The 20,994-nt window shown below is 47.6% G+C and carries 23 protein-coding genes; 5 read left to right on the top strand and 18 right to left on the bottom strand.

The window, feature by feature from the left end; all coding sequences use genetic code 11:
- Positions 1-180: 180 nt before the first annotated feature.
- From GCU45_RS01800 to GCU45_RS01820, 5 genes are all read right to left on the bottom strand, one after another.
- Positions 181-1,332 carry an enolase C-terminal domain-like protein gene (locus GCU45_RS01800; RefSeq protein ID WP_152397835.1) on the bottom strand — a complete coding sequence of 384 codons (1,152 nt, stop codon included), beginning with the start codon at positions 1,330-1,332 and terminating at the stop codon, positions 181-183.
- A gap of 52 nt (positions 1,333-1,384) precedes the next feature.
- The gene (locus GCU45_RS01805; RefSeq protein WP_152397836.1) at positions 1,385-3,751 is read right to left on the bottom strand and encodes a helix-turn-helix domain-containing protein; all 2,367 of its coding nucleotides are present in this window, start codon (positions 3,749-3,751) and stop codon (positions 1,385-1,387) included.
- 94 nt (positions 3,752-3,845) lie between these two features.
- Entirely contained in the window at positions 3,846-4,727 is an 882-nt protein-coding gene (locus GCU45_RS01810) for a carbohydrate ABC transporter permease (protein ID WP_076164814.1), read from the bottom strand.
- Positions 4,728-4,740: 13 nt separating this feature from the next.
- Positions 4,741-5,703 (bottom strand): ABC transporter permease, encoded by a 963-nt coding sequence (locus tag GCU45_RS01815; RefSeq protein ID WP_152397837.1) that lies wholly within the window; start codon positions 5,701-5,703, stop codon positions 4,741-4,743.
- Between the two features lie 70 nt (positions 5,704-5,773).
- Positions 5,774-7,366 carry an extracellular solute-binding protein gene (locus GCU45_RS01820; RefSeq protein ID WP_152397838.1) on the bottom strand — a complete coding sequence of 531 codons (1,593 nt, stop codon included), beginning with the start codon at positions 7,364-7,366 and terminating at the stop codon, positions 5,774-5,776.
- Positions 7,367-7,809: 443 nt separating this feature from the next.
- Here GCU45_RS01820 and GCU45_RS01825 point away from each other — a divergent pair, with 443 nt between their 5' ends.
- Positions 7,810-8,745, top strand: a complete 936-nt coding sequence (locus GCU45_RS01825; RefSeq protein ID WP_167527061.1) for a DMT family transporter — start codon at positions 7,810-7,812, stop codon at positions 8,743-8,745.
- Between the two features lie 92 nt (positions 8,746-8,837).
- Positions 8,838-9,314 carry a nuclear transport factor 2 family protein gene (locus GCU45_RS01830; RefSeq protein ID WP_167527062.1) on the top strand — a complete coding sequence of 159 codons (477 nt, stop codon included), beginning with the start codon at positions 8,838-8,840 and terminating at the stop codon, positions 9,312-9,314.
- On the opposite strand, the gene GCU45_RS01835 is transcribed toward GCU45_RS01830, so the two are convergent.
- The gene (locus tag GCU45_RS01835) at positions 9,311-10,192 is read right to left on the bottom strand and encodes a helix-turn-helix transcriptional regulator (RefSeq protein WP_152397841.1); all 882 of its coding nucleotides are present in this window, start codon (positions 10,190-10,192) and stop codon (positions 9,311-9,313) included. The two genes, GCU45_RS01830 and GCU45_RS01835, sit on opposite strands and share 4 nt — an antisense overlap.
- Positions 10,193-10,386: 194 nt before the next feature.
- On the opposite strand from GCU45_RS01835, the gene GCU45_RS01840 reads away from it, so the two are divergent.
- A complete protein-coding gene (locus GCU45_RS01840) occupies positions 10,387-10,956 on the top strand; it encodes an NADPH-dependent FMN reductase (protein ID WP_152397842.1) in 570 nt (189 codons plus the stop codon).
- A 21-nt stretch (positions 10,957-10,977) separates the two neighbouring features.
- Positions 10,978-11,289: a Dabb family protein gene (locus GCU45_RS01845; protein ID WP_152397843.1), complete on the top strand. Its 312-nt coding sequence runs from the start codon at positions 10,978-10,980 to the stop codon at positions 11,287-11,289.
- 48 nt (positions 11,290-11,337) lie between these two features.
- On the opposite strand, the gene GCU45_RS01850 is transcribed toward GCU45_RS01845, so the two are convergent.
- The 3 genes from GCU45_RS01850 to GCU45_RS01860 all read right to left on the bottom strand — a co-directional run bounded on the left by GCU45_RS01850 (position 11,338) and on the right by GCU45_RS01860 (position 13,110).
- Positions 11,338-11,796 (bottom strand): DUF2269 family protein, encoded by a 459-nt coding sequence (locus GCU45_RS01850; RefSeq protein ID WP_152402710.1) that lies wholly within the window; start codon positions 11,794-11,796, stop codon positions 11,338-11,340.
- A gap of 13 nt (positions 11,797-11,809) precedes the next feature.
- A complete protein-coding gene (locus tag GCU45_RS01855; RefSeq protein WP_152397844.1) occupies positions 11,810-12,538 on the bottom strand; it encodes an NAD(P)-dependent oxidoreductase in 729 nt (242 codons plus the stop codon).
- A 239-nt stretch (positions 12,539-12,777) separates the two neighbouring features.
- The gene (locus tag GCU45_RS01860) at positions 12,778-13,110 is read right to left on the bottom strand and encodes a winged helix-turn-helix transcriptional regulator (RefSeq protein WP_089547588.1); all 333 of its coding nucleotides are present in this window, start codon (positions 13,108-13,110) and stop codon (positions 12,778-12,780) included.
- 204 nt (positions 13,111-13,314) lie between these two features.
- On the opposite strand from GCU45_RS01860, the gene GCU45_RS01865 reads away from it, so the two are divergent.
- Positions 13,315-13,524 (top strand): hypothetical protein, encoded by a 210-nt coding sequence (locus GCU45_RS01865; protein WP_152397845.1) that lies wholly within the window; start codon positions 13,315-13,317, stop codon positions 13,522-13,524.
- A 261-nt stretch (positions 13,525-13,785) separates the two neighbouring features.
- On the opposite strand, the gene GCU45_RS01870 is transcribed toward GCU45_RS01865, so the two are convergent.
- The 9 genes from GCU45_RS01870 to GCU45_RS01910 all read right to left on the bottom strand — a co-directional run bounded on the left by GCU45_RS01870 (position 13,786) and on the right by GCU45_RS01910 (position 20,839).
- Complete coding sequence (locus GCU45_RS01870) at positions 13,786-14,553, bottom strand: ABC transporter permease (RefSeq protein WP_145159372.1); 768 nt, start codon at positions 14,551-14,553, stop codon at positions 13,786-13,788.
- A complete protein-coding gene (locus GCU45_RS01875) occupies positions 14,554-15,312 on the bottom strand; it encodes an ABC transporter ATP-binding protein (RefSeq protein WP_152397846.1) in 759 nt (252 codons plus the stop codon).
- Positions 15,313-15,327: 15 nt separating this feature from the next.
- The gene (locus GCU45_RS01880) at positions 15,328-15,678 is read right to left on the bottom strand and encodes a DUF1048 domain-containing protein (protein ID WP_152397847.1); all 351 of its coding nucleotides are present in this window, start codon (positions 15,676-15,678) and stop codon (positions 15,328-15,330) included.
- Between the two features lie 12 nt (positions 15,679-15,690).
- A complete protein-coding gene (locus GCU45_RS01885) occupies positions 15,691-16,038 on the bottom strand; it encodes a DUF1048 domain-containing protein (RefSeq protein ID WP_152397848.1) in 348 nt (115 codons plus the stop codon).
- Positions 16,035-16,343: a PadR family transcriptional regulator gene (locus GCU45_RS01890; RefSeq protein ID WP_280117547.1), complete on the bottom strand. Its 309-nt coding sequence runs from the start codon at positions 16,341-16,343 to the stop codon at positions 16,035-16,037. Before GCU45_RS01890 ends, GCU45_RS01885 begins: the two co-directional genes overlap by 4 nt.
- A 398-nt stretch (positions 16,344-16,741) precedes the next feature.
- Positions 16,742-17,839 (bottom strand): GerAB/ArcD/ProY family transporter, encoded by a 1,098-nt coding sequence (locus tag GCU45_RS01895; protein WP_152397850.1) that lies wholly within the window; start codon positions 17,837-17,839, stop codon positions 16,742-16,744.
- Between the two features lie 13 nt (positions 17,840-17,852).
- Positions 17,853-18,077 (bottom strand): HD domain-containing protein, encoded by a 225-nt coding sequence (locus GCU45_RS01900; protein ID WP_152397851.1) that lies wholly within the window; start codon positions 18,075-18,077, stop codon positions 17,853-17,855.
- Complete coding sequence (locus tag GCU45_RS01905) at positions 18,074-19,285, bottom strand: Ger(x)C family spore germination protein (protein WP_152397852.1); 1,212 nt, start codon at positions 19,283-19,285, stop codon at positions 18,074-18,076. Before GCU45_RS01905 ends, GCU45_RS01900 begins: the two co-directional genes overlap by 4 nt.
- A 6-nt stretch (positions 19,286-19,291) precedes the next feature.
- The gene (locus tag GCU45_RS01910; protein WP_244364391.1) at positions 19,292-20,839 is read right to left on the bottom strand and encodes a spore germination protein; all 1,548 of its coding nucleotides are present in this window, start codon (positions 20,837-20,839) and stop codon (positions 19,292-19,294) included.
- Positions 20,840-20,994: the final 155 nt, after the last annotated feature.

Consider the following 20,994-nt stretch of genomic DNA (forward strand, 5'->3'; position numbering starts at 1 on the left):
CTTATGTACCTAACTATAGAGCGACTTTATCTCCAAACTATCTCCGAATTGTATCCGACTTGTAAACATTTTGGCCTGGAGTAAATGCGTTTAATGAGAATGGTCGCAAGAGAACTTAAAAAGGCCGCCATGCGGCAGCCTTTTTGCAACTTGAATATATACTCGGCTTATTCTTAAGCTTTAAAAGGACCATCCGGATTGCTTGATCAGGTTGGTGACAAGCTCATCGTCGAAGACGATTCCGAAACCGGGGGTCGCCGGAATATGAATCTCTCCGTTTTCGATTCCATAGCCTGATACATCCATGCCTTCAATGGTAATGTCGTCATATTCCACAAATTCGAAGTTTTGCACCGCAGCTGACAAATGCCCCGACGCGTAAATCCCGTAAGCATTGCCGTAACAATGAGGCGCGGACCGCAAACCATGGGCATCCAGCTTTTCGCCTAATTCCATCCAATGCGTGAAACCCGGCGAGATGATATCGTACTGAAGCACATCGACACATCCGCGAATTGCCCACTCCACGAGATGCGGTGAGGCAAGCCCTTCCCCGTCTGCGATGAGCACATTCTGCCCGCGTTGCCGGAGCCATTCCTTCAGGTCCTCGTACAAGGCTTCATCCTCATGAAACGCTTCTTCCAGCCAATACAGGTTCACATCCGTCAAAGCCGCCAATACCTCTTTGGTTAAGTTCAAATTATACGCATTATTTGCATCGATCATAATTTTGCCTGTGGGACCCGCCACTTCTGCAATCCCCCGTACGATCGCAATATCCCGTTTCGTCCCTTCCCAAAGCGGCATATGGCGTCCGCCTCGGCCAACCTTAATCTTAAAATGACGCTGGCCCTTCGCAAAGCCTTGTGTCGCTTCTTCTTGCATCAATACGACGGCTGCCTTCTCATCGGAAAGATGCAAATCGTCGAAGTATAGAGAGGTGTCATAACATGGGACAACGAATGGGACTCCCCTTTCCAAGTTGGCAGTCGATACCAAGTCATATACTGGTTTGCCTTGTCTCCGTCCTAACCAATCTAACACCGGATATTCCAATGGCAAGCGATACGCTTCGCGCAGTCTGCCCTTGTCATCAAATAAGTCAAGCAATTTGCGGCCAATGATGCCTTCGGCCCACTCCGGCGTCATATGGATCGAGCTGCCGTAACCCGTTTGTCCATCGATTGTAATTCTGGCGATATCGACTGTACAGCTTTGGCCATGAATACCGATTCTGCCATTGGCCCCGGCGCTCCTGGATCGTTCTCCTCTTAACTTGGCGAATTCGATTTTTTCCACGATCCAATCCGATTGTATACCCGTAATATTCATAGGATTCCCCTCCTTCATCAACTCGGCGGTTTCATTTCCCGCGGTTAGCAGCCTAGGGTATTCGTCTGTCACATTTCGTCATACTCTCTCTATATTTACCGGGAGTAATCCCTTCGACTTTCTTAAACACTCTAATGAAAACGCTGTCACTTGTATAGCCGACCATCTTGGCGATCTGTGCGTTGGTCAGCCCAGGATCCGACATCAGTTTCTTTGCGTGATCCATCCGTACGACTGTCAGGTAGTCGTTTAAGTTCTGCCCGCTTACCCTTTTAAAAAATTGTGAGATATATTGCGGTGTGATTTGCAAATGCTCAGACAATAAATTTAGGCTCATGTTGGGATCGGCGTAATTCGCTTGAATACAAGCCTGTATTTGCATTAGGAGCTGTTCACTGTGGTCACTTCGTTCCAATTTGAATGATTCGGCAGCCGATAAATACAGATCCTTCGCTTTTTCAAACATCTCATCGGTTGTTTTACAGGAGAGCAGGAAACGTACAGGATGTATGTCGCCCTCTGTAAGCCTGCGGTACGCCGGAGTATCCGAAGTCATAATACGCAGCAGGGTACTGGCGAGACTGAATAATAAGCATCTCCCCAGCTCAGGAGTGATAGATTCGTCGCTAAAATTCATATCGAACAGCTGTTTAAGCAGAAGGACAACCTGCTCTTTGTCACCGCTTCGAACACAATTGATTAACTGCAGCTCGGTTTCGACGGGGTAATAATATTGCAGCTTTTGCTGGCGGATATCATGATAATAAAAGATCGACAGCTGCCCATTTACCATCCTGTACTCCAAGGCGGCAGCCGACTCCAAATAGGCTTCTCCAATCTGATGCTGCCCCTCATGAACTCCGCTTATGGCTATACTGATCTCCAGCTTGAATCGGGTCTCCAAAATGTGGTGCAATTCAGAGACGATGTCCTTAACACGGCAAGTCGAATGCTCCAACTGATCCGGCAACAGATTGACGAGCAGGGCCAGCCGATTTTTCTCCAGGTCTATGGTATGTATCGTATGCAAGTCGTAGATCGAATCTTCAGCCAAATTGGAGATAATAAATCGGACCAATGCCCATTGTTTTTCACTTTGGTTCGGTGCGAACCGGGTCAAGTCCTCCACTTGAACGAGAATGACGGCAAAATGAGGAAACGGAAACTGGATACCCATAAATTCCAGCGATTGTTTCATTTGCTCTGGAGGCTCATAATAGCCTTGAAGCACACGATGCAAATAATTTGAACGAAGCAATGGCAGCTGCTGGGTAAGCTTGTTCTTAATACTTCTCTCCTCGTCCCAGGATACCTTCATCATTTCCATGATATAGTCAAATTCATCACCAGCCGCTTTCCGGGGATGGAACTTTCCGGCCTGTATTGCTTCTACAATTCTTTTGATCGGAAAATAATTTCGATATGTGATTCCATACGCTGCTGCGCTCCCTACAAGAATGCATAACAAGAGAAGCCACAGCGCAAGATGCTCCATTTGTTTTAATTTATGCAAATATAAATTCAATGGCATCACATCAATATAGTACCATCCGACTTGTTCCGAGGTGGTGAATGATACCATTACATCTTGACCGTTCAGATTGGTATTGAGTAGACCGGTATTCGACTTAAGTTCGTTCAATATGGATTTTGATAAAGGGCTGGCACCGGGTGTACTGCTGATGAGTTCATGATTTTGGTTCACGATATAAACGGAGCTCCCGTTTGCGGACTCGATTTTTCGTGTCATTTCGTGAATTTTGGCTTCATCGATCAGAACGACAAGACTCCCTTTAATCGTGGAAGTGTCTTCGACAGGCAGCGATTGCATAAAGGTAATGACTTTCATAGGGTCATTCTTCAGGCTGCTGTTTCGCTGCAAAGTTGCGGCCGGCAGGTAAGTTTGACTATGGTAGCTGATCATCTGTTTACGCCATTCTTCATAGGTAAGATGATCAAAGCTATAATATTTATCGTAAAAGCTGTGCGAATCGGTCACGAGGTTCGGTTTGATCACAGAATCACTTCGGTCCAAAAAAATATAGAAATCGTAAACAAAATTGTTGGTCATGTGGGAGTACATTTTTAAATAGTCTCTTGAAAACTGTACCAGATGATATCGTTCGGATAAGTTCTTGCTCTGCGTATCCAATAAATAACGCAGCTTAGGATTGAGTATCATTTGATTGGATAAATGTTCAATATCTTTAAGATTGCTGTCTATATTGAGACGCATTTGCTCCAGCATGCCAAGATTGGAACGTTCCGCATTGGCTTTCATGATATGTTCAAACTGGGTATAGAAAACAAACCAGATGATGATGGGAAGCAGGAGCAGCAGACAATTGGATACGAGCATCCTGATGAATAGGCTTCTTCTTTTGCTTCCGGCATTCTTTTTTCGGATGAATGAAAACATTGCGATCCTCCTAGTATAGAAAAGCTTGCTCACTCCCTATTATTCGGGAAGAGCAAGCTTACTCCCTTCGTTGGATGACCGATTCGTGTGACGATCATTCTTTTAACGCACCGATCAGGACACCGTGCACAAAATACTTTTGCAGAAACGGATACAGACATAATATCGGAAGTGTGGAAATGATAATTGTCGCATACTTGATCGTGATTCCGATGTCTAACCGATCTGAGGCCGCTGCATCGGTCGTCATGCTGTCCGTACTGTTCGAGATCAGAATTTCACGGAGAACCAGCTGTAGGGGAAATAACTCCCGGTCACGCAAATAAATCAATGCGCTAAAGTACGAATTCCAATGTCCGACGGCATACCACAAAATCATGACGGCTATCACGGGCATCGAGAGAGGAACAATGATCCGGCTCATGATGGTCCAGTCGTTCGCCCCGTCGATCCGCGCGGATTCCTCCAGACTTACGGGTACCGCTTGAAATGCGGTTCGCATAATGATCAAGTTAAATGAACTGACTGCCCCAGGCAAGAGAAGTGCCCAAGGCGTATCCAGCATACCGAGACTGTTCACCAGCAGAAACGATGGAATGAGCCCCCCATTGAACACCATCGTGATCACGATCATGAACATGATGGAATTGCTGAAATAGACGTTGCGGCGAGAAAGGGCATAGGCTCCAAGTGTTGTCATGAATAAGTTGATGGCTGTACCGCCAGCGACATAAAAAATCGTGTTTCGGTAACCGGTCAGGATCATCGGATTATCCATTACGGCTTTATATGCCTCCAAGTTAAATCCTTTAGGGTAAAACAGCATGCCGCGAAATCGGGCCATTTCTGTAGGATCGCTCAAAGAGGCGAACAATACGTAAAGGAACGGGTAAAGCGTGACGAAGCAAAGCAGAATCATGAAGCACGTGTTGACGCCGGAAAATATCCATTCACCCAGGCTGCGTTTGTGAAGCATACCGTTTCTCCTTTTACCATAATTTATGTTCACTCACTCGTTTGCTAATGGAATTGGCGAGTACGATCAGAATGAAGCTGATGACCGAATTGAACAGCCCCACGGCAGCGGTATAGCCGAAATCGGCTCCGAGAATACCTTTTCTGTATACATAGGTGGAGATGACATCGGCCGTCTCATAGGTTATCGGATTGTACATGAGGATAATTTTCTCGCTCCCGACGGAAAGCATGGATCCAATATTGAGGATGAACATGATCACAATGGTTGGCATAATTCCGGTTAGGGTAATATGCAAGGTCTGTTTCCATCGTCCTGCTCCGTCGATCCGGGCCGCATCATAAAGTGTCGGGTCGATATTGGCAATGGATGCGAGATAGATGATAGAGCCCCACCCGATTCCCTGCCAGATGCCCGAGGAAATGTACATGAACCGAAACCATTCCGGCTCCTGCATGAAAGCAATCGGTTGAAGTCCAATCATGAGGAGAAGGTTATTCACCAGACCGTCTCGGGCAAAGAAATCGATCATCATCCCTACCACAACGACGATGGAGATAAAGTGCGGGAGGTAACTTATCGTCTGTACGATCCGCTTAAAAAAGCCCTTCCGAATTTCATTAAGCAATAACGCAAGGATAATCGAAGCGGGAAAAGCGAACAGCAATTCATAAATATTGATCAACAAGGTGTTCCGAATCAGTCTCCAAAAATAGTAATTTCCAAAAAAGCTTTTAAAATGGTCGAAACCAACCCACGGACTTCCCCAAATGCCGTCTGCAAGCCCGTAATCTTTAAAAGCAATTTGCAGACCATACATCGGTCCATAATGAAAAACGATATAGTAGGCAATGACAGGCAGCAGTATAAGATAAATGTAGCGATTTCGGATCAAGTCCCTTTTAATGATGCTCCATTTCGTGTCTGCCCGGTTCCCCGTTGCCGTCGTCACCATATTTCCCTGCACATTAGGCATGGCTTACTCCTTCTTTGAACACGGGAGAACGGCAAGCCGCAAGCTTTCCGCCTCCAGTTTAGTAGGCTTTTTAGCGGTTGTTGTAGCGTTCCAATCCGGATTGCTGCATTTTGATCGCATCGTCGAGCCCCATGCTTTTCAGGGTAGCGACATACTCATCGAACTTATTTAGCGATTCTGCGCCCATAATAAATTTAACGATCATTTCATTTTTGTAAGTGTCAACATCGTTCATGATCGAGGCATATCGGCTGTTGTCTTCCCTGGCGATCGTGATCGGAGGCATTCTCTTTTCATTCGAAGGTTCTGCCCAGACGGTTAAAGCCTCTTGCTGCTCCGGTCTGGCCGCATACTGCTCCATGTAGCGTACATCCTGCAAGAACGGACCGGCATCAGCGGACAAGACATGCTGTTTAAGGGATTGCGCAAGCGGCAATCCATCCGGATTGTTCATGACCGAGTCCGTATACTTCGGATAACCGTTCTCCATCGTATAGGATACGCCTTCTTTACCGAAGTTCATGATCATTCGTCCTTCTTCACTATAGAAGTAATCGAGGAATTTTACAGTTTCTTTTACGTGCTTGTTGCTTCCGGTAATAGCCGTGAATATGCCTACAATTTGATTGTCCATTTGACCGAATATCGGTTTATCGCCGGACTTCAATGTCGGATAAGGTGTGGCAGCAAGCTTGAATTGCGGTTCCTTGGACTCCATTAAGTCCATAAATCTGCCCAAGCCACCGCCTACTGCCATCACAGCCGCACCGACCTGATTGCCGGTCATTTTGGCATCGTACATTTTGCTGTCATTAGCTGCAAAATCTTTGTCCAGCAAGCCCTCATTGTACCAACGGTTCATGGTTGTAAGGTATTCCTTATATTCGGGTTGAACGGGGCCATATTTAACCGTATTTCCTTCATGATAGAAGCCGTTCGGGATTCCAAAAACACCAGTAAAAGCAAGCTCGCCTGCTCCGATCATGATCGGAATTTCATCGGCCTTTCCGTTGCCGTTGGGATCTTGCTCCTTAAACGCTTTCAAAACGGTGTACCATTCGTCGATCGTTTTAGGAATAGGCAAACCCAACTTGTCCAGCCAATCTTTACGTATGACCGGACCGTCGTGGGTTTGCAGTTTTCTAACGGGGCGGATGAACGGGAAGCCGATAATATCACCATTATCTGTCGACGCCTGCCTTCTCCATTCCGGGTTCTCGTCCAGCAGCTTTTTGAAGTTAGGCGCCTCATCCAAATAGTCGTTTAATGGAATGATTTTACCATCCTGAATCGCTTTTTGAGCGCCTCCCGGGTAATTATTCCACGAATACTCCACGACATCCGGCAGCGATTTCGAGGCCATCATCAAGTTGAATTGTTCACCACCTTGGCCTTGGGCCGGGTGTTGATAATCGATGGTGACACCGGTGTTCTTTTCGATTTCTTTAATGGCGGTAATCTCTCCATAGCTTTTCATAATGGCCGCTGCGTCCTTATGCATCTCTTTCCAATACGATAGGTGGCTCAAAGGTTCGGTTGTCTCTGCGGATTTCGTACTCCCCTTTGCTGTCTCCTCACTGCTGCAGCCGGCCATCGCTATGGCGGCTAACCCCAAACATAAAACGGGTGCAAGCTTATTGATTATTTTCCTGCTCATCTGCATAAATCGTAGCTCCTCCTCAATTTTAGATGTGCTTTTGCCATATTCAGCATAAAGGATGGGGGTTTCTCCCGAAATCGTACAAAATCAGAAAAGGTTTGCCGTTATTAAGATCGACTACTTGCGAAAATAAAACTGAATCGACCATATTAATGAATATAGACGAAAACGCGTTGGTTTCCTTGTCTTTCTTCGGCTGCGTAACCTGTTGTTGTCGTCGGATTTGACAGGTACATCTATCGTTAGAATATAAAAAGCCGCAGGTGTGCGGCTTTTTGCCGTGTATCCGGTTGGATAATTACTTTACGTTTGGCAGGCAGCTCCATCTCAACTTCAGCTGTGGTTCTTTTGTACAAAATAAAGAGCACATTGTTCAAGATCGTTCTACAGGAATGCCTTACACTAATGCTAAAGAGGTTCTAATCCAAATCGATGGAGGATGTTCAATGAATCATGCATGGACCTATGTCCGCCTTGCCGCCGTATCCGTGTTCTGGGGAGCCAGTTTTAATGCAGGTGAGCTGGCCATTCAAGCGATGCCCCCTTTGACGGTCACCGCTTGGAGATTCCTCATAGCCGCAGCACTCATGCTGTTGCTTCTATTGGTGAAGGAAAAACCATCGTGGAGCAATCTTCGCTCCTCGATCTGGGTCTATATTTTATTAGGGGTCGTCGGCGTTTTTGTAACGAATGCTCTGCAGTTCACAGCCTTGAAATATACACCACCGCTTCATCCTGCCTTGATTATGGCTACTAACCCAATCGTAACGGCACTTTTGGCGGTGCCTTTGCTGAAAGAAAACATCCGTAAGTGCCAAATCATCGGGATGTTGTGCTCGATCGCCGGTGTTCTTATGGTCATTACCAACGGGGCTTTTTGGCAACTCACTAACATATCACTTGGGGATTTTATAGCATTGGGAGCGAATATCACTTGGGCGCTATATGGGGTACTGGGACGAAAGCTTCTGACTAACAGCACGCCGCTCGCCACCTCAGCCATAACCATGGCAATTGCTACCATTTGCTTTCTGCCTTTTCTGAATTTCCCCTCATCGGGTATATCGCAAACGACACTCACAACAGCATGGATTTGCATTTTCTTTATGGGGACATTTGGCGCTGTTTTGACTTTTCTTTGGTGGAATCAAGGCATACAGAAAGTAGGTGCAAACCGTACCTCCGTATTCTTCAACCTGGTTCCTGTCGTAACGCTGATGATTTCGGTACTGATGGGGCAGCTGATAGGTTGGGTTCAAGTACTCGGTACCTTCATGGTCATATTGGGTGTCGTCACCGCAGTACGAACAAAACGAACGGGGCCGAGTGGAAATCATGGGCAAAAGCCAACCATCACCGCTTCGGCCAAATCGGATCTTTGAGTCTTTTATGCCAAGGGATGAGCAGAACTTACAAGAATATAAAAGCGATGCACTGTAAAATAAACGTATGTACAAAACAAGGAGGAAATAAGATGAACAACAATCAAGAGCTCTTGATCTGGATGAACAAAATGGCTGTAATCGAAACGGTATCCAAATTTGCTTATTATGCCGACAGCCGGGAGTGGGGATCACTTCAGCAGCTATTTACGGAAGAAGTGACAGTCGATTATACGTCCTTGGCAGGTGGCGAACCTATTACCATACCGGCCAGCATGCTGATGGACAACTGGAATCAGTCATTAACGCCTTTAAAAGCGACACAGCATTTGATCTCCAACCACATCGTGGATTTCGAAAATGAAGATCGGGCCGTATGCCGTGCCTACTTCCAGGCGCAGCATGATTTTCCAAACTCCTTCGGAGGGAGTCAGTGGACTTTGGGCGGAAAGTATTTGTTCCGCTTCGTAAAAGAACACGATCAGTGGAAGATTACCGAATTGGTCATGACCGCGGTATGGGCCAGCGGCAATCAAAATATTATGAACTTGGCCGGCCAACACAACTAAACTCTTTGAGAAGTTTCAAGTGCCTCAGCATGCCTGCTGCTCTGATAATCACTTAGTAAACGCTGCAATTTTTCCATCGTGCCATCTTGATGAGGAACATGAATGGAGACGGTCAAATTCGGATCATTTGAATACTGAAACGAAACAAGATCAAAATTCAACTTCCCGAGATTCGGACAGTGCAGCGTCTTTGGAGCATCTATGGCATCGAGTACTTCGTGATCGTCCCAAAACTCCCGAAACTCCCTGCTAACTTGGGACAAGGCGTCGAACTGTTCGGACCACCAGGGGTCGTCACCGTGACGCGCATAACCGGCATGAAAATTAGCAACAATCCGCCTGGCATGCAGTTCCCATTGTTCTCCCTTAGCGTAACGGAAGCGGGGTGACGTAAACGTCATCCATATGAAATTCCGCTCCCGATCTGACATAGCGGCCAACTCCCCATTCAACGCGCAATAAGCTTCATTCCAGGCAATGATGTTCATACGTGCATCCATGACATTTGCCGCGGACAGGTTTTGGCTATCCAGAAAGCGTTGCAGTTCCGGTGTAACCTGAGATATTTTCTTTGTTTCAACCAAGGGATATTGCTTACGGGCCAGATGATACAGATGTCTGCGTTCCGATTCATCTAACCGGAGCACTTCTGCTATGCGATCAAGGATTTCTACGGATACGTTAATATGACGCCCCTGTTCCAAGTAGGTATACCAATCCAATCCCACACCGGCCAACAGAGCCACCTCACCTCGGCGAAGTCCGGGTGTACGTCTGCGTCCGGAATCCTGTAATCCTGCTTGCTTCGGTGTTATCCTTTCTCGCCGTGAGCGTAAAAATCGAGATAATTCCTCGTATCGGTCCAATCTCTTCGACATAATCCACATGCCCCCTACTATATTCATGAACGTAGGATTCCCAATCCTACGATAACCAGATCTCTTCCTAGCCTCTTCAAGTTTCATTAAACTCAGTTTATGTCCTCCATAGGAGGAAAAGCAAGAATGGATAAGACAGTGATCGCCCCAACCTGTTCTTTTCCATTCGAACCAATCTGATTGAGGTGATGACAATGAAAGTAGCCGCCATTGTCGGCAGCATCCGCAAGGAATCTTTTAATTTAAAACTAGCTTACTATATTCAACATCGTTATAAGCATCTTTTCCAATTGGATGTGTTGAATATTCGGGATCTTCCCTTTTACGATCAGGATACGGAGTCCGCTCCGCCGCAGACGGTTATCGATTTCAAGGGCAAAGTCGCTGAAGCTGACGCGGTGTTATGGGTCACTCCTGAGTATAATTCAACCATCCCAGGTGTCATGGTAAATGCGATTGACTGGTTATCCCGCGTTGACCAAGTAATGGTCGGTAAGCCCTCTTGGATCGTAGGCTCTTCCATGGGTCTGCTGGGATCGGTGAAAGCTCAGGGCCATCTACGTGATATATTGTTTGCTTCCGGCATTTCATCGCCGCTGTTACCGGGAAATGAAGTATACATCGGCCTTGTGCATGAGAAAATGAATGAGAAGGGTGAGTTGACAGATGAACCTACGATTAAGCACCTGGATCTCGTATCCGAGAATTTTGTGATATGGGCAAAGGAACAATCCCGATTAAAGCAGCTGCAAAGTCTAGTATAAACGAGAATCTGGAGGAAAAAGATGTTTGAGCATATTGTACTATTGAAATTCAAGCCCGATGTTTCGACTGCCAAAAAAGAAGAAGCCGTCATGCAAGTTTATGACTTTAAGGGAAACATTCCGGGTATCACAGAAATCAGCGCTGGAATGAACGTTACGATGGAGAAGGAGCATATGCAGGGGTATGCGCTGGGAATCCGCGTCTCTTTTGAAAATCAACAAGCTTGCCAAGACTATATTCAGCATCCCCTGCATCAAGAGTTTTTGCAGGCGATTGGCCCATATATTGAAGGGATCATCGTTATGGACTATCCTTGGAAAGGTCAAGATTAGAAAAATACACATATTTTGTTAATAAATAAAGCCGCAGTTATGCGGCTTTTAAAATGGCTTAACGACCATGAGCACCAATACGGCAATCATCAGCAGCATGGCTGCCATCTCGATGGGTACGATCTTTTTTAACTGCAGTCCGAATTCGGCAGGTATGTCATTACCTTGGTCTTGACGCTCAGATATGGTTTTTCTGATCTTTTTCATACGCGGCTCGATCCATCCGTCGATCAGTCCAACCATGAGAAGCGCTAAGAGAATGGATACGTTCAGCCACATTTGGGATAACCCCATCTTGGTTATGATCATAAGCCCAACCCCGGTCAGAATAAGTCCGGTTCCGCCAATTTTAGGCATGATGGCCAGTTTGGCCGTTATACCTAATACAAAGTGCAGCTGGCCGACCGTTCTGGCGGATCTCCGAATGATGGGCGTTACGAAAGCGGGGCCGATAAAAGCGATCGAAGACAATATATGCAAAACGAGCAGTAATCCAAATAGACCCATCATCCCCTCCTCCTCAGCTCACTGCAATATGGCTTTGATAGGCTAGACCGACCCTTTTTCTTTTAAACGATCCTTCGAGTTCAAGATGGTCCAACATACACATGACGACATCGTCATAAGCTACATTCAGCTCTTGAAATCTGCTGAACAAGTGACCTGCTATCTCTGCTTCGGAAAAGTCCTTGATCGTCTCCTGCATCGGAACGGGCAAGATTTCCGTTGTGACATGCAGATGAGCAGAATCTGAATGCTCTCTCGAATCTGTCATGGTTCCCGGACACATCATGGTCCAATCGAGGTCCGTCCGCTGCAGCCTTTCGAAATTTCGGTTGTGGTTTTTATACTCAGGCGGAAAGCCGGGTAAATTGTTGCCGATCAAATCCGTATATGGAATATCCAGCAGGCCGGCTCCTCCCATAACCCATACCCGCCCGGAGAAACTCGGCTCCATTTCACACTGGCTAATAATGTTATCGACGATACGGACAAACTCTTCTCCCTGCCCCGCATGGCCGGCTGCAATAATAGCGGCGTCTTGATTCACAAGTGCCTCACGAACGCTCACTTGGTCCATCATATCGTCCACGATCACTTTTACTTGCTTTTCGGAATGCTCACCCAGCTGATCGTAAAGCTTCTCAGCATTTCGCACAAATGCGGTCATTTCATGCCCCATTTGTATCCCTTGTGCCAACACTCTTTTCCCTGTATTCCCCGTCGCTCCAAAAACAATGATTTTCATCGTTATGTCCTCCTCTTCATAGGTCCCAATATTTGGTTAGCTCAAGATTAGCACCGCTTCAAAAGGATGTTAAGAACCCACTTTAAAGTAGGGGACTTACTTAAAAGTAAGTATGACGAAAAGGGATACAATGCTTTTTCAGGAGTGTGACTGCATTGAAGCAAAAAGCTGCCCGGAAATCCCGTGGCAGCTTTTATTTGGAGTTGATTGAATTCGTGTACAAGTTCATTAATTCCGCTTTATGACGCCGGCTCTTCATACTTCCGCTTATTATGATTCTCTCCCCAAGCACACATGACTTCCGCAACAGGAATCAAGGTTTGGCCGTATTCACTAAGAGAATATTCTACTCTTGGAGGGACTGTCGGGTAAACCGTTCGATCGACTACGCCTTCTCGTTCCAAATCCCGGAGATGTTGTGCAAGCATTTTTTGCGAAACATCAGGGATAAGCTTTTCCAGATCGCTGAATCGCTTTGTAGAATCAATCAAAAGCCATAAAATCATCGGCTTCCATTTGCCACTTAGAACATGAATGATTGTCTCAATCGGACATTCACGTTGATGAATCATTGATGAATCATCCCCTTACCTGTAAGTAAGTACATTAACTACAAAGAACATAACAAAATTTTACATTAGCCCCTACAATCAAGTCAATCCATAACCGTCTGAAACGTATTGGCCACCCCCATCCCGAATACCTCACGGTGTCCAAGCATTCCTGCATGAAGCGGAATACCTTATGATATCCACTTTAAGTTAGGAGCTGATATCATGAGCCGTTTTCCGGATGTGGTCATCATCGTCAGAAGCAAAAAAAACTTTGCCAACATCGGCAAAGTACGCATTATAGGTAGCGCGTCCCCTTGCCTCAGTACTTTAAAAGTAGGGGCACCCGTAAAAGATGCTGTACTCTGTCTGCTTAAAAACGGGTTTCTAATTACGGAACAGAAAAATATTGGTGTTTTCTTCCGTATTCGATAAGTGAGGTCCGGCAGTGTTGCCTGAGCGCAAGCAAAAATCCCCCTTTTGTCACCAATGAATAAGCAGCAGCCAAGGACGAGAAAACAATAGTCCAGACTGCTGCTGTTTGATTAATAGCCCGCGTCAGTGCCATCTGTGAAATCTATGATTGCACGGTAGACCGCAGCCCAGAAGTCGTGAATAAAAATGTATGCAATGTTCCGATCAATGGAAGGTTTGCTGAATTCGAGACGGCAGGCAGGAAGGATGGAGAATACCATGTTACGCCCGCTTTTTGTACGCCCTCATCGCAAAGACATAAGCTACGAGCATAATGCCGACGCACCATGCCAGAGCAATCCAGATATCATTGCCTACCGGTTGATTTGACAATAGTGCACGGATGGTTTCTACAATAGAGGTTACCGGCTGGTTTTCGGCAAAGGCCCGAACGACCTTCGGCATCGAATCGGTCGGCACAAAGGCCGAGCTGATAAATGGCAGGAAGATCAGCGGATAGGAAAATGCGCTGGCCCCTTCGACCGATTTTCCGGACAATCCGGCAATCGCTGCGACCCATGTCAAAGCCAGTGTAAACAGCACGAGTATACCGGTTACAGCGAGCCATGGCAGAACCCCTGCCGAGGAACGAAAGCCCATAAGGAGCGCTACAAGGATGATGACGACAAGAGAAATCATGTTGGATACCAGCGAGGTCAGCACATGTCCCCATAACACGGCGGAACGCGCAATCGGCATGGAGTGGAACCGCTCAATAATGCCCCGCTGCTTATCCATAAACAGGCGGTAAGCCGTATAGGATATCCCGCTCGCAATCGCAATCAGCAGGATGCCGGGCAGCAGGTAGTTCACATAGTTATCCGTTCCGGTGTGGATTGCGCCGCCAAACACATAGACAAACAGCAGCATCATCGCAATCGGTGTGATACAGACCGTAATGATGGTGTCCATGCTGCGGAATATATGACGCATGGAACGTCCAAGCATAACGCCCATATCGCTAAAAAAGTGATTTTTGACTGTCTCCATTTACATAGCCTCCTTCTTTCCGACGATTGCGAGGAATATCTCTTCTAATGTCGGCTGTTTTTCTACATATTCTACCTTTGCGGATGGGAACAGCTTTTTCAGCTCAGAGAGGGTGCCACTCGCAATAATCCTGCCTTCATGCAGAATGGCTATACGGTCGGCAAGCTGCTCGGCTTCCTCCAAATATTGCGTGGTCAGGAAGATCGTCGTGCCGCCGCCGGCAAGTTCCTTGACGGTCTTCCAAACCTCGATGCGGGCCTCGGGGTCAAGACCGGTAGTCGGCTCGTCGAGGAAAATGATCTGCGGATTGCCCACAAGGCTCAAGGCGATGTCGAGTCTGCGGCGCATCCCTCCCGAATAAGTCACTGCCTTGCGGTCAGCGGCGTCCGTCAAGCCGAAGCGTTGCAGCATACGATCCGCGACCTGGCGCGGATTTTTGAGGTGCCGCAGCTTGGCGATCATAATCAGATTTTCCCGCCCGGTCAATATTTCGTCCACGGCGGCAAACTGCCCGGTCAGGCTGATCGATTGTCGTACCCGGTCGGGCTGTGATGCGACGTCACAGCCGTTTACGTTGGCGGTTCCTCCGTCCGGTTTGAGGAGCGTGGTGAGGATTCTGACCATCGTCGTCTTGCCCGCCCCGTTGGAGCCAAGCAGGGCGAAAATCTCACCTCGCCCCACTTCAAGATCGACGCCTTTTAGAACTTCTGTGTCCTTAAAAGATTTTCGCAGACCTTCCACTTCAATTAGTTTTTCCATCCGGGTACCCCTCTTTTACTTTGTTTTATCCGTTACCTTTTTTATGGCCTTGTTACTTTCTCGGGCAACCGCTTCCTGATAGATGTCAGCGTAAGTTTTTGAATCTTTGATGAGATCGTCGCAGAAAGCCGCTACGTCTCTTCCCGTCACTTCGAGCACGCCTTTCCTCAAAGCTGCGCCCTCTTCAAAAAGATCGACGATTCCCGAGAGTAAACCGGTCCCTTCGGTTAGCTCCACAGGGCCTACTTTAAAGAGATATTTTTGAATCTCCTTATACACGATATGATAATCCCGCGGGAGCGCTTTGACTCGCGCCACGTGCGCCCGCCACTCTTTTTTGCCTTCGATGATATCTCGTATACTCATGTGATCCTCCTCCTATTTGCCTAATTTTTTGGCGATATTATGGTTGAGCTGCTCGCGCCACTTGTCACGAAAAGACTTTGCTCCTTCTTCGCCAGCCAGCGCTGAACAGAAGCCTTGGATATCGTCACCCAAAACCTCTTGAACACTCTGGCCGTCCACCGCAGTTTCTTCAAGAAGGCCTAGCACACCGTCAAGAATCGGCATGAGGTTGCGGCCGGTGAAGTCGGAATGCACCCAAAGGTTGGCATTAATTTTTTTCCACGCCGCTTGATAATCCGCAGGCAGCTTTTGGGCCCGCGATTCAAAGGCTTTCATTTCTTTGGTCATGTCGCTGCCGGTGATTTTTTCCCAAAAATTCATTTTCCCTTCTCCTTTAACTCGTTTATTTTGGATGATACAAACTCCCATTTTTCCCAGAACTTCCGCAGCTCCTCACGCCCCGCGTCGTTGATCGCGAAAAACTTTCGCGGCGGTCCCATGTCGGATGGTTTCTTGGTGATCTCCACCAACTTGTTTTTTTCAAGCCGGATCAGAATGGTGTATACCGTTCCCTCCACAACATCTGTGAAGCCGAGGGCGTTCAGCTGCCGCGTAATTTCGTAGCCGTAGGTTTCTTGGCGGCTTATGATTTCAAGGACGCAGCCCTCAAGCACGCCTTTAAGCATTTCCGTTAAATTTTCCAACACAATCGCTCCTTGCTATTCTGTGTGACTGGTATGAAGTAATACTTACTACCGCTATAAAGTAACACGTAGTAGCTGGTTTTGTCAACGGCGTTTCTCGTCGCATTATCAAAAATAGGCTTACATTTGATTTTCCATCACAAGCTGTGAAGTCTCTTATTGTCGGGTATTCTGGATACTGAAACAACGTCCTGTAACCCAGGCATTGTTTAAAATAAAAAAAGCCGCAGTTATGCGGCTTTTCTCTGTGTATGTTCTTGTCGTCGTACAATGTACCATGAGATGATGTGAATTTCTATGGACGTCTGTTGTCAGAATAGACTTTCTGAGCCTCAGCATTCAACTTATATAAACGAAATCCTTCGGACAGATTATTACGCCTAATTATACTTTAAGGCTCCCAGCTTGCTGCGGATCCATGCCACCAGAAAGAGAAGCAGGCCGAACACAAGCACTGAGAAGTCGAACCAGATGTGACTCGTCGCTAAATAACGTTCAAAATCAATATCGCTTGTAATGCCCCAATAGCTTACAACCAGGACCAAAAATCCAAGCGTAAAGGAGAGCGCCCGATAATTCTTGAGCCCCGTCCATTCGGCTATTCCCGTTACGGTTGCATAATGATAAGTGGCCAGCTCGATAAATGTGCCGGGCAGCCATACAGCAAGCAGCAAAGCATCGATGTGCTGAAAGAATTCACCGAGTGCAATATAACGAACGACTTCGATAAAGGGATAGTTCAACGTACTGGTATACTCGCCAAAAAGGAATACAGATATAAGCCCGGATGCGGCCAATGTAATCATTTCACCAAACCAGGCAGTCATAACGAACAATGTTACCTTTCGTTTATCGGACAATAACGGGTAATACAGCCCTAGCAAAATATACCCTGCAAACCATGTGAACGGAACGGTGGCTCCTTTGAGCGATGGTATAGGCCCTTTTCCCAAGATCGGCAAAGCGTTCGATAACTCCCATTCAGGGATTGTAAGAATGCTCAATATGACAAACACAACGATTGTAGCCGGTATAAACAACTGTGCCAACCGCCCAAGCACCTCGACGCCGCCCCTAGCCGTATAGGCAACAAGGAACATGATTCCGCCAGAGATGACTACGGTAGGGGTGTTTTCCAAAAATACAGAAGATATGAAGTCGGTGTATATCCGCAAGATCACGCTGGTCAGATAAAAGGCATAGAACACGAAGATAAACCCTGCCGCTATACCCAGCCATTTTCCTAAAATACGTTTGCTGTAAACGATAATGGATTCTTCCGGAAACATCCGGCTGAGCCGCAGCATGGCCAGCACCATCATAATGCCGGTTAAATGTGACCATACGGGTGACAACCACAAGTCCCGCCCCGCCTTCTCGCCCGCAATTTTGGGAATCAGCAGCAGCCCGTCATAGGCCATCAGGGAATAAAGCATAAATGCTAATTGCCCCCGGGAAATCTTTCCTTTATCCACCATCTCCAACACCTCATCAACTTAATAAGCCGGAAAGTGGTCTGTAGAGCCACTCCACCCATCGGATGGGCCCTGGCATTTCCGGAAATAAAACGGCCATCAGGGCGGCTATCCAGCTCAAGCCGGCAATTGAGACAAGCACAACCCGTTCCCGGACACGGCCGATGTCCAAGCGAACCCACTCGAAACACGCGATGATGACGACGACCACCGTTATTCCCGCCACCTTCATCCAAATCATGGCTTGGTACGCTCCTTATGCTGTCGTCCCAGTGGAATGCTGTTCATACCGATGCGCCGCAGCTTCACGCTGGCTTCCACCTTGAAATCCATCTCTGGATAGAAACGGTTCCATTGCGGTTCAAGGCGGCTCCACTCATGTGGATTTCTGCGTTTGATCGCTTCACCGAAAGCAAAAATATCAGCGTGCATACGCTGGGTATCACGGACGGTCTGTGTTACGACCTCCCGAATATGTTCAGCCGCCGCTGCTTCAAGCAAACGGGCATTTTGGGGTTCAGCCATAGGGAGACGAGATGTATTTTGGATCATATTGATCTCCGATTCGATTCGGATGTTCATTTGCCACTCCCCATTCTTACGGATTGGAATCAAACGAGACTTTGCAGCGAGGGTCGTATAGGTCACCCGGGCGGGAGACTCATTCCCTACGTTGACAGTTTCGACATCGTTCTTCAATTGATTCGTTGCCCACTTTGCGGCGAGGAACGAGTTCCCCGTCAGCGTTCCGACCATTCGCCCCTGGTTAAAGACCGCATAACCCTTGATGTAAGGCTCCCCTCCTCTGTCTCCTCTGTCCTCCGGGATATTAATGAAAGGGAGAACCGCTGTGTCCTCGTCGCTGCTTAGACGCTGAACGAGCCGACTTAACGTCAACGGCTTATGAAACACGCGGGCAGCTTCGCTCTGCAAGAAACCCGCTTTGGTCTGTTCCAGCAAAAAATGCGAGTCGAAAAAATCCAGAGCTTTTCCGTGAGTTACAAAAGGCATCACCCGCAGGCGAATTTCATTGACACGTACGAGGTAATCCAGCTGTTCGCGAAACCCGTCCCTCGCGAGCTCCTCCCCGACAACCAGCACCTGAAGCTGCCCCCAATAAATCGTTCTCGGCAGCTTCCATTGGAGCCGTCCCTGTGCATCGGCCGCCGTGTCACCGATTGCGTACCGTACGATCGTCGTGCCTTTTCCGCCTTTCTGGCCACTGCTTTGCCCCGTTCCGCTCTGCTGCTGCTGTTGCTGCGGAGCGACGATTTCCAATATTAGTTCGATGGCTCCATCCTTCGTCCGGTCTATTCCCGCACTCGTGACGATCGCCAAGCTGTTCACTTCATCACTGTCCCAGCAGCCGGTCAAGGACAACAAGGCCGCTAATGGCAGTAGCCGTTTGCACAGTTGAATCAGGACAGATATAGACTTGTTTTTTCTCATATCTTCTCAACGTTCGCCCCCGTTTCCCGGATTTGGCCGCTTCCCCGGTGCAAGTCGCCGGCGGTTGTTTTTTCTCGAGTAGCCCGGCCGCATGATCATGGTCCACCAAGGAGCTCGGACTACCGCATCCTTCATCTCGTTAGCCGCAAAAGGCGTGATCGGGGACAAATAAGGCACTCCGAAAGAACGCAATGTGCACAAATGGATTGCAATGGCAATCAGACCATACATGACGCCAAGGATACCGAGCAGACCTCCAGCCAGAATAAGCAGCAGGCGCAGCAGGCGGACCGAGAATTCCAATGAATAATGCGGGGCTGTAAATCCAGCGATGCCTGTAAAGGCGATGATGATCACGATCGGTGCCGATACCAGGCCGGCGGATACGGCGGCTTCGCCCACAACGAGCGCACCGACAATCGTTACTGCCGAACCGATTTGCCGGGGAAGACGAAGTCCCGCTTCCCTCAGCACCTCGAATGCCATCTGCATCATTAACACCTCCACAATCGTCGGAAACGGGATCTCCTCCCGTGAGGAAACAATACTCATCAATAATTTGTTCGGAATCATTTCCTGATGGAAAGTCAGAAGGGCGATATACGTAGCAGGAAGCATCAGCGAAATGAATAGTGCGAAGTAACGAAGCATGCGCAGCAAGCTGGAGTATAAGGAGCGGTTATAGTAGTCATCTGCCGCCTGCAGCAAAGTAACGAGCGTTACGGGAACAATCAGCACGTCAGGCGTACCGTCGACCAGGATCACGACCCTGCCCTCGAGCAATCCAGCCGCCGCGATATCTACCCTTTCTGTGAACTGTTGTTGAGGGAACGGGGAATAAGGATCGTCTTCAGTAAGCTCTTCAATGTAACCCGTTTCCAGGATACTGTCTATATCGATACGACTCAGGCGGTTCTCTACCTCTTGGATCATGGCCGGCTTTGCAATGCCCTCCATATAAGCGATATAAATCTCGGTTTCCGTATCGCGTCCAATTCGAAGCGATTTTAATTTAAGGTTGACGCTTTGGATCTTCCGCCGCATGAGTGACAAGTTCGTCGAGATCGATTCGGTGAATCCTTCACGGGGCCCCCGCAGTGATGTCTCGGTCTCCGGTTCCTCCACCGACCGTTTATCCCATTTCGCGATCTTCAGCACCAGAGCCCGGTCGCAATCCTCAAGCAGCAGCAAAGGATAACCTTTAATCAGTTGTTTGGCGCACGCATAAGCATCGACGGATTCCTCGATAGACCCGATGGGTAAAGCCAGGTTTTTGATGGAGGAAAAATCCTTGGGCTGGCCTTCCGCCAGCATCATGAGCGGTCTCAAAACGTTGTTATCGATCTCCAGTCTGTCCGACATGTCCGGAATATAAACCAGCTGAGCATCCAGCTCCATGCCTATCCGGAAGGGGCGAAAGACGACATCGTCGGCGTTCCCCAGTATGCCCTTAAGCGTTTCGACGTTCCGGTCCAGCGATGGAACTAGCTCCGTACAATAGGACGAAGGCATTTCACCCGTTGTTTTTAAAGGAAACGAAGTCCGTTTTTTCATTTAAGGAGTCACCTTACCTATCCTGTTGGGTCAATTTCTCATGAATGGCATGCTTTACACCCTCCCATTATGTTTTCCCAAAAAGACCATTTCATTTCTGCATTTCTTTCTGATTGCGCAAATCCGTCACATGATGTATATTGTTTTTACATTGA

Origin of the sequence: Paenibacillus cellulositrophicus (genome assembly GCF_009363095.1) — a bacterium.
GTDB classification, from domain to species: Bacteria; Bacillota; Bacilli; order Paenibacillales; family Paenibacillaceae; genus Paenibacillus_AQ; species Paenibacillus_AQ favisporus.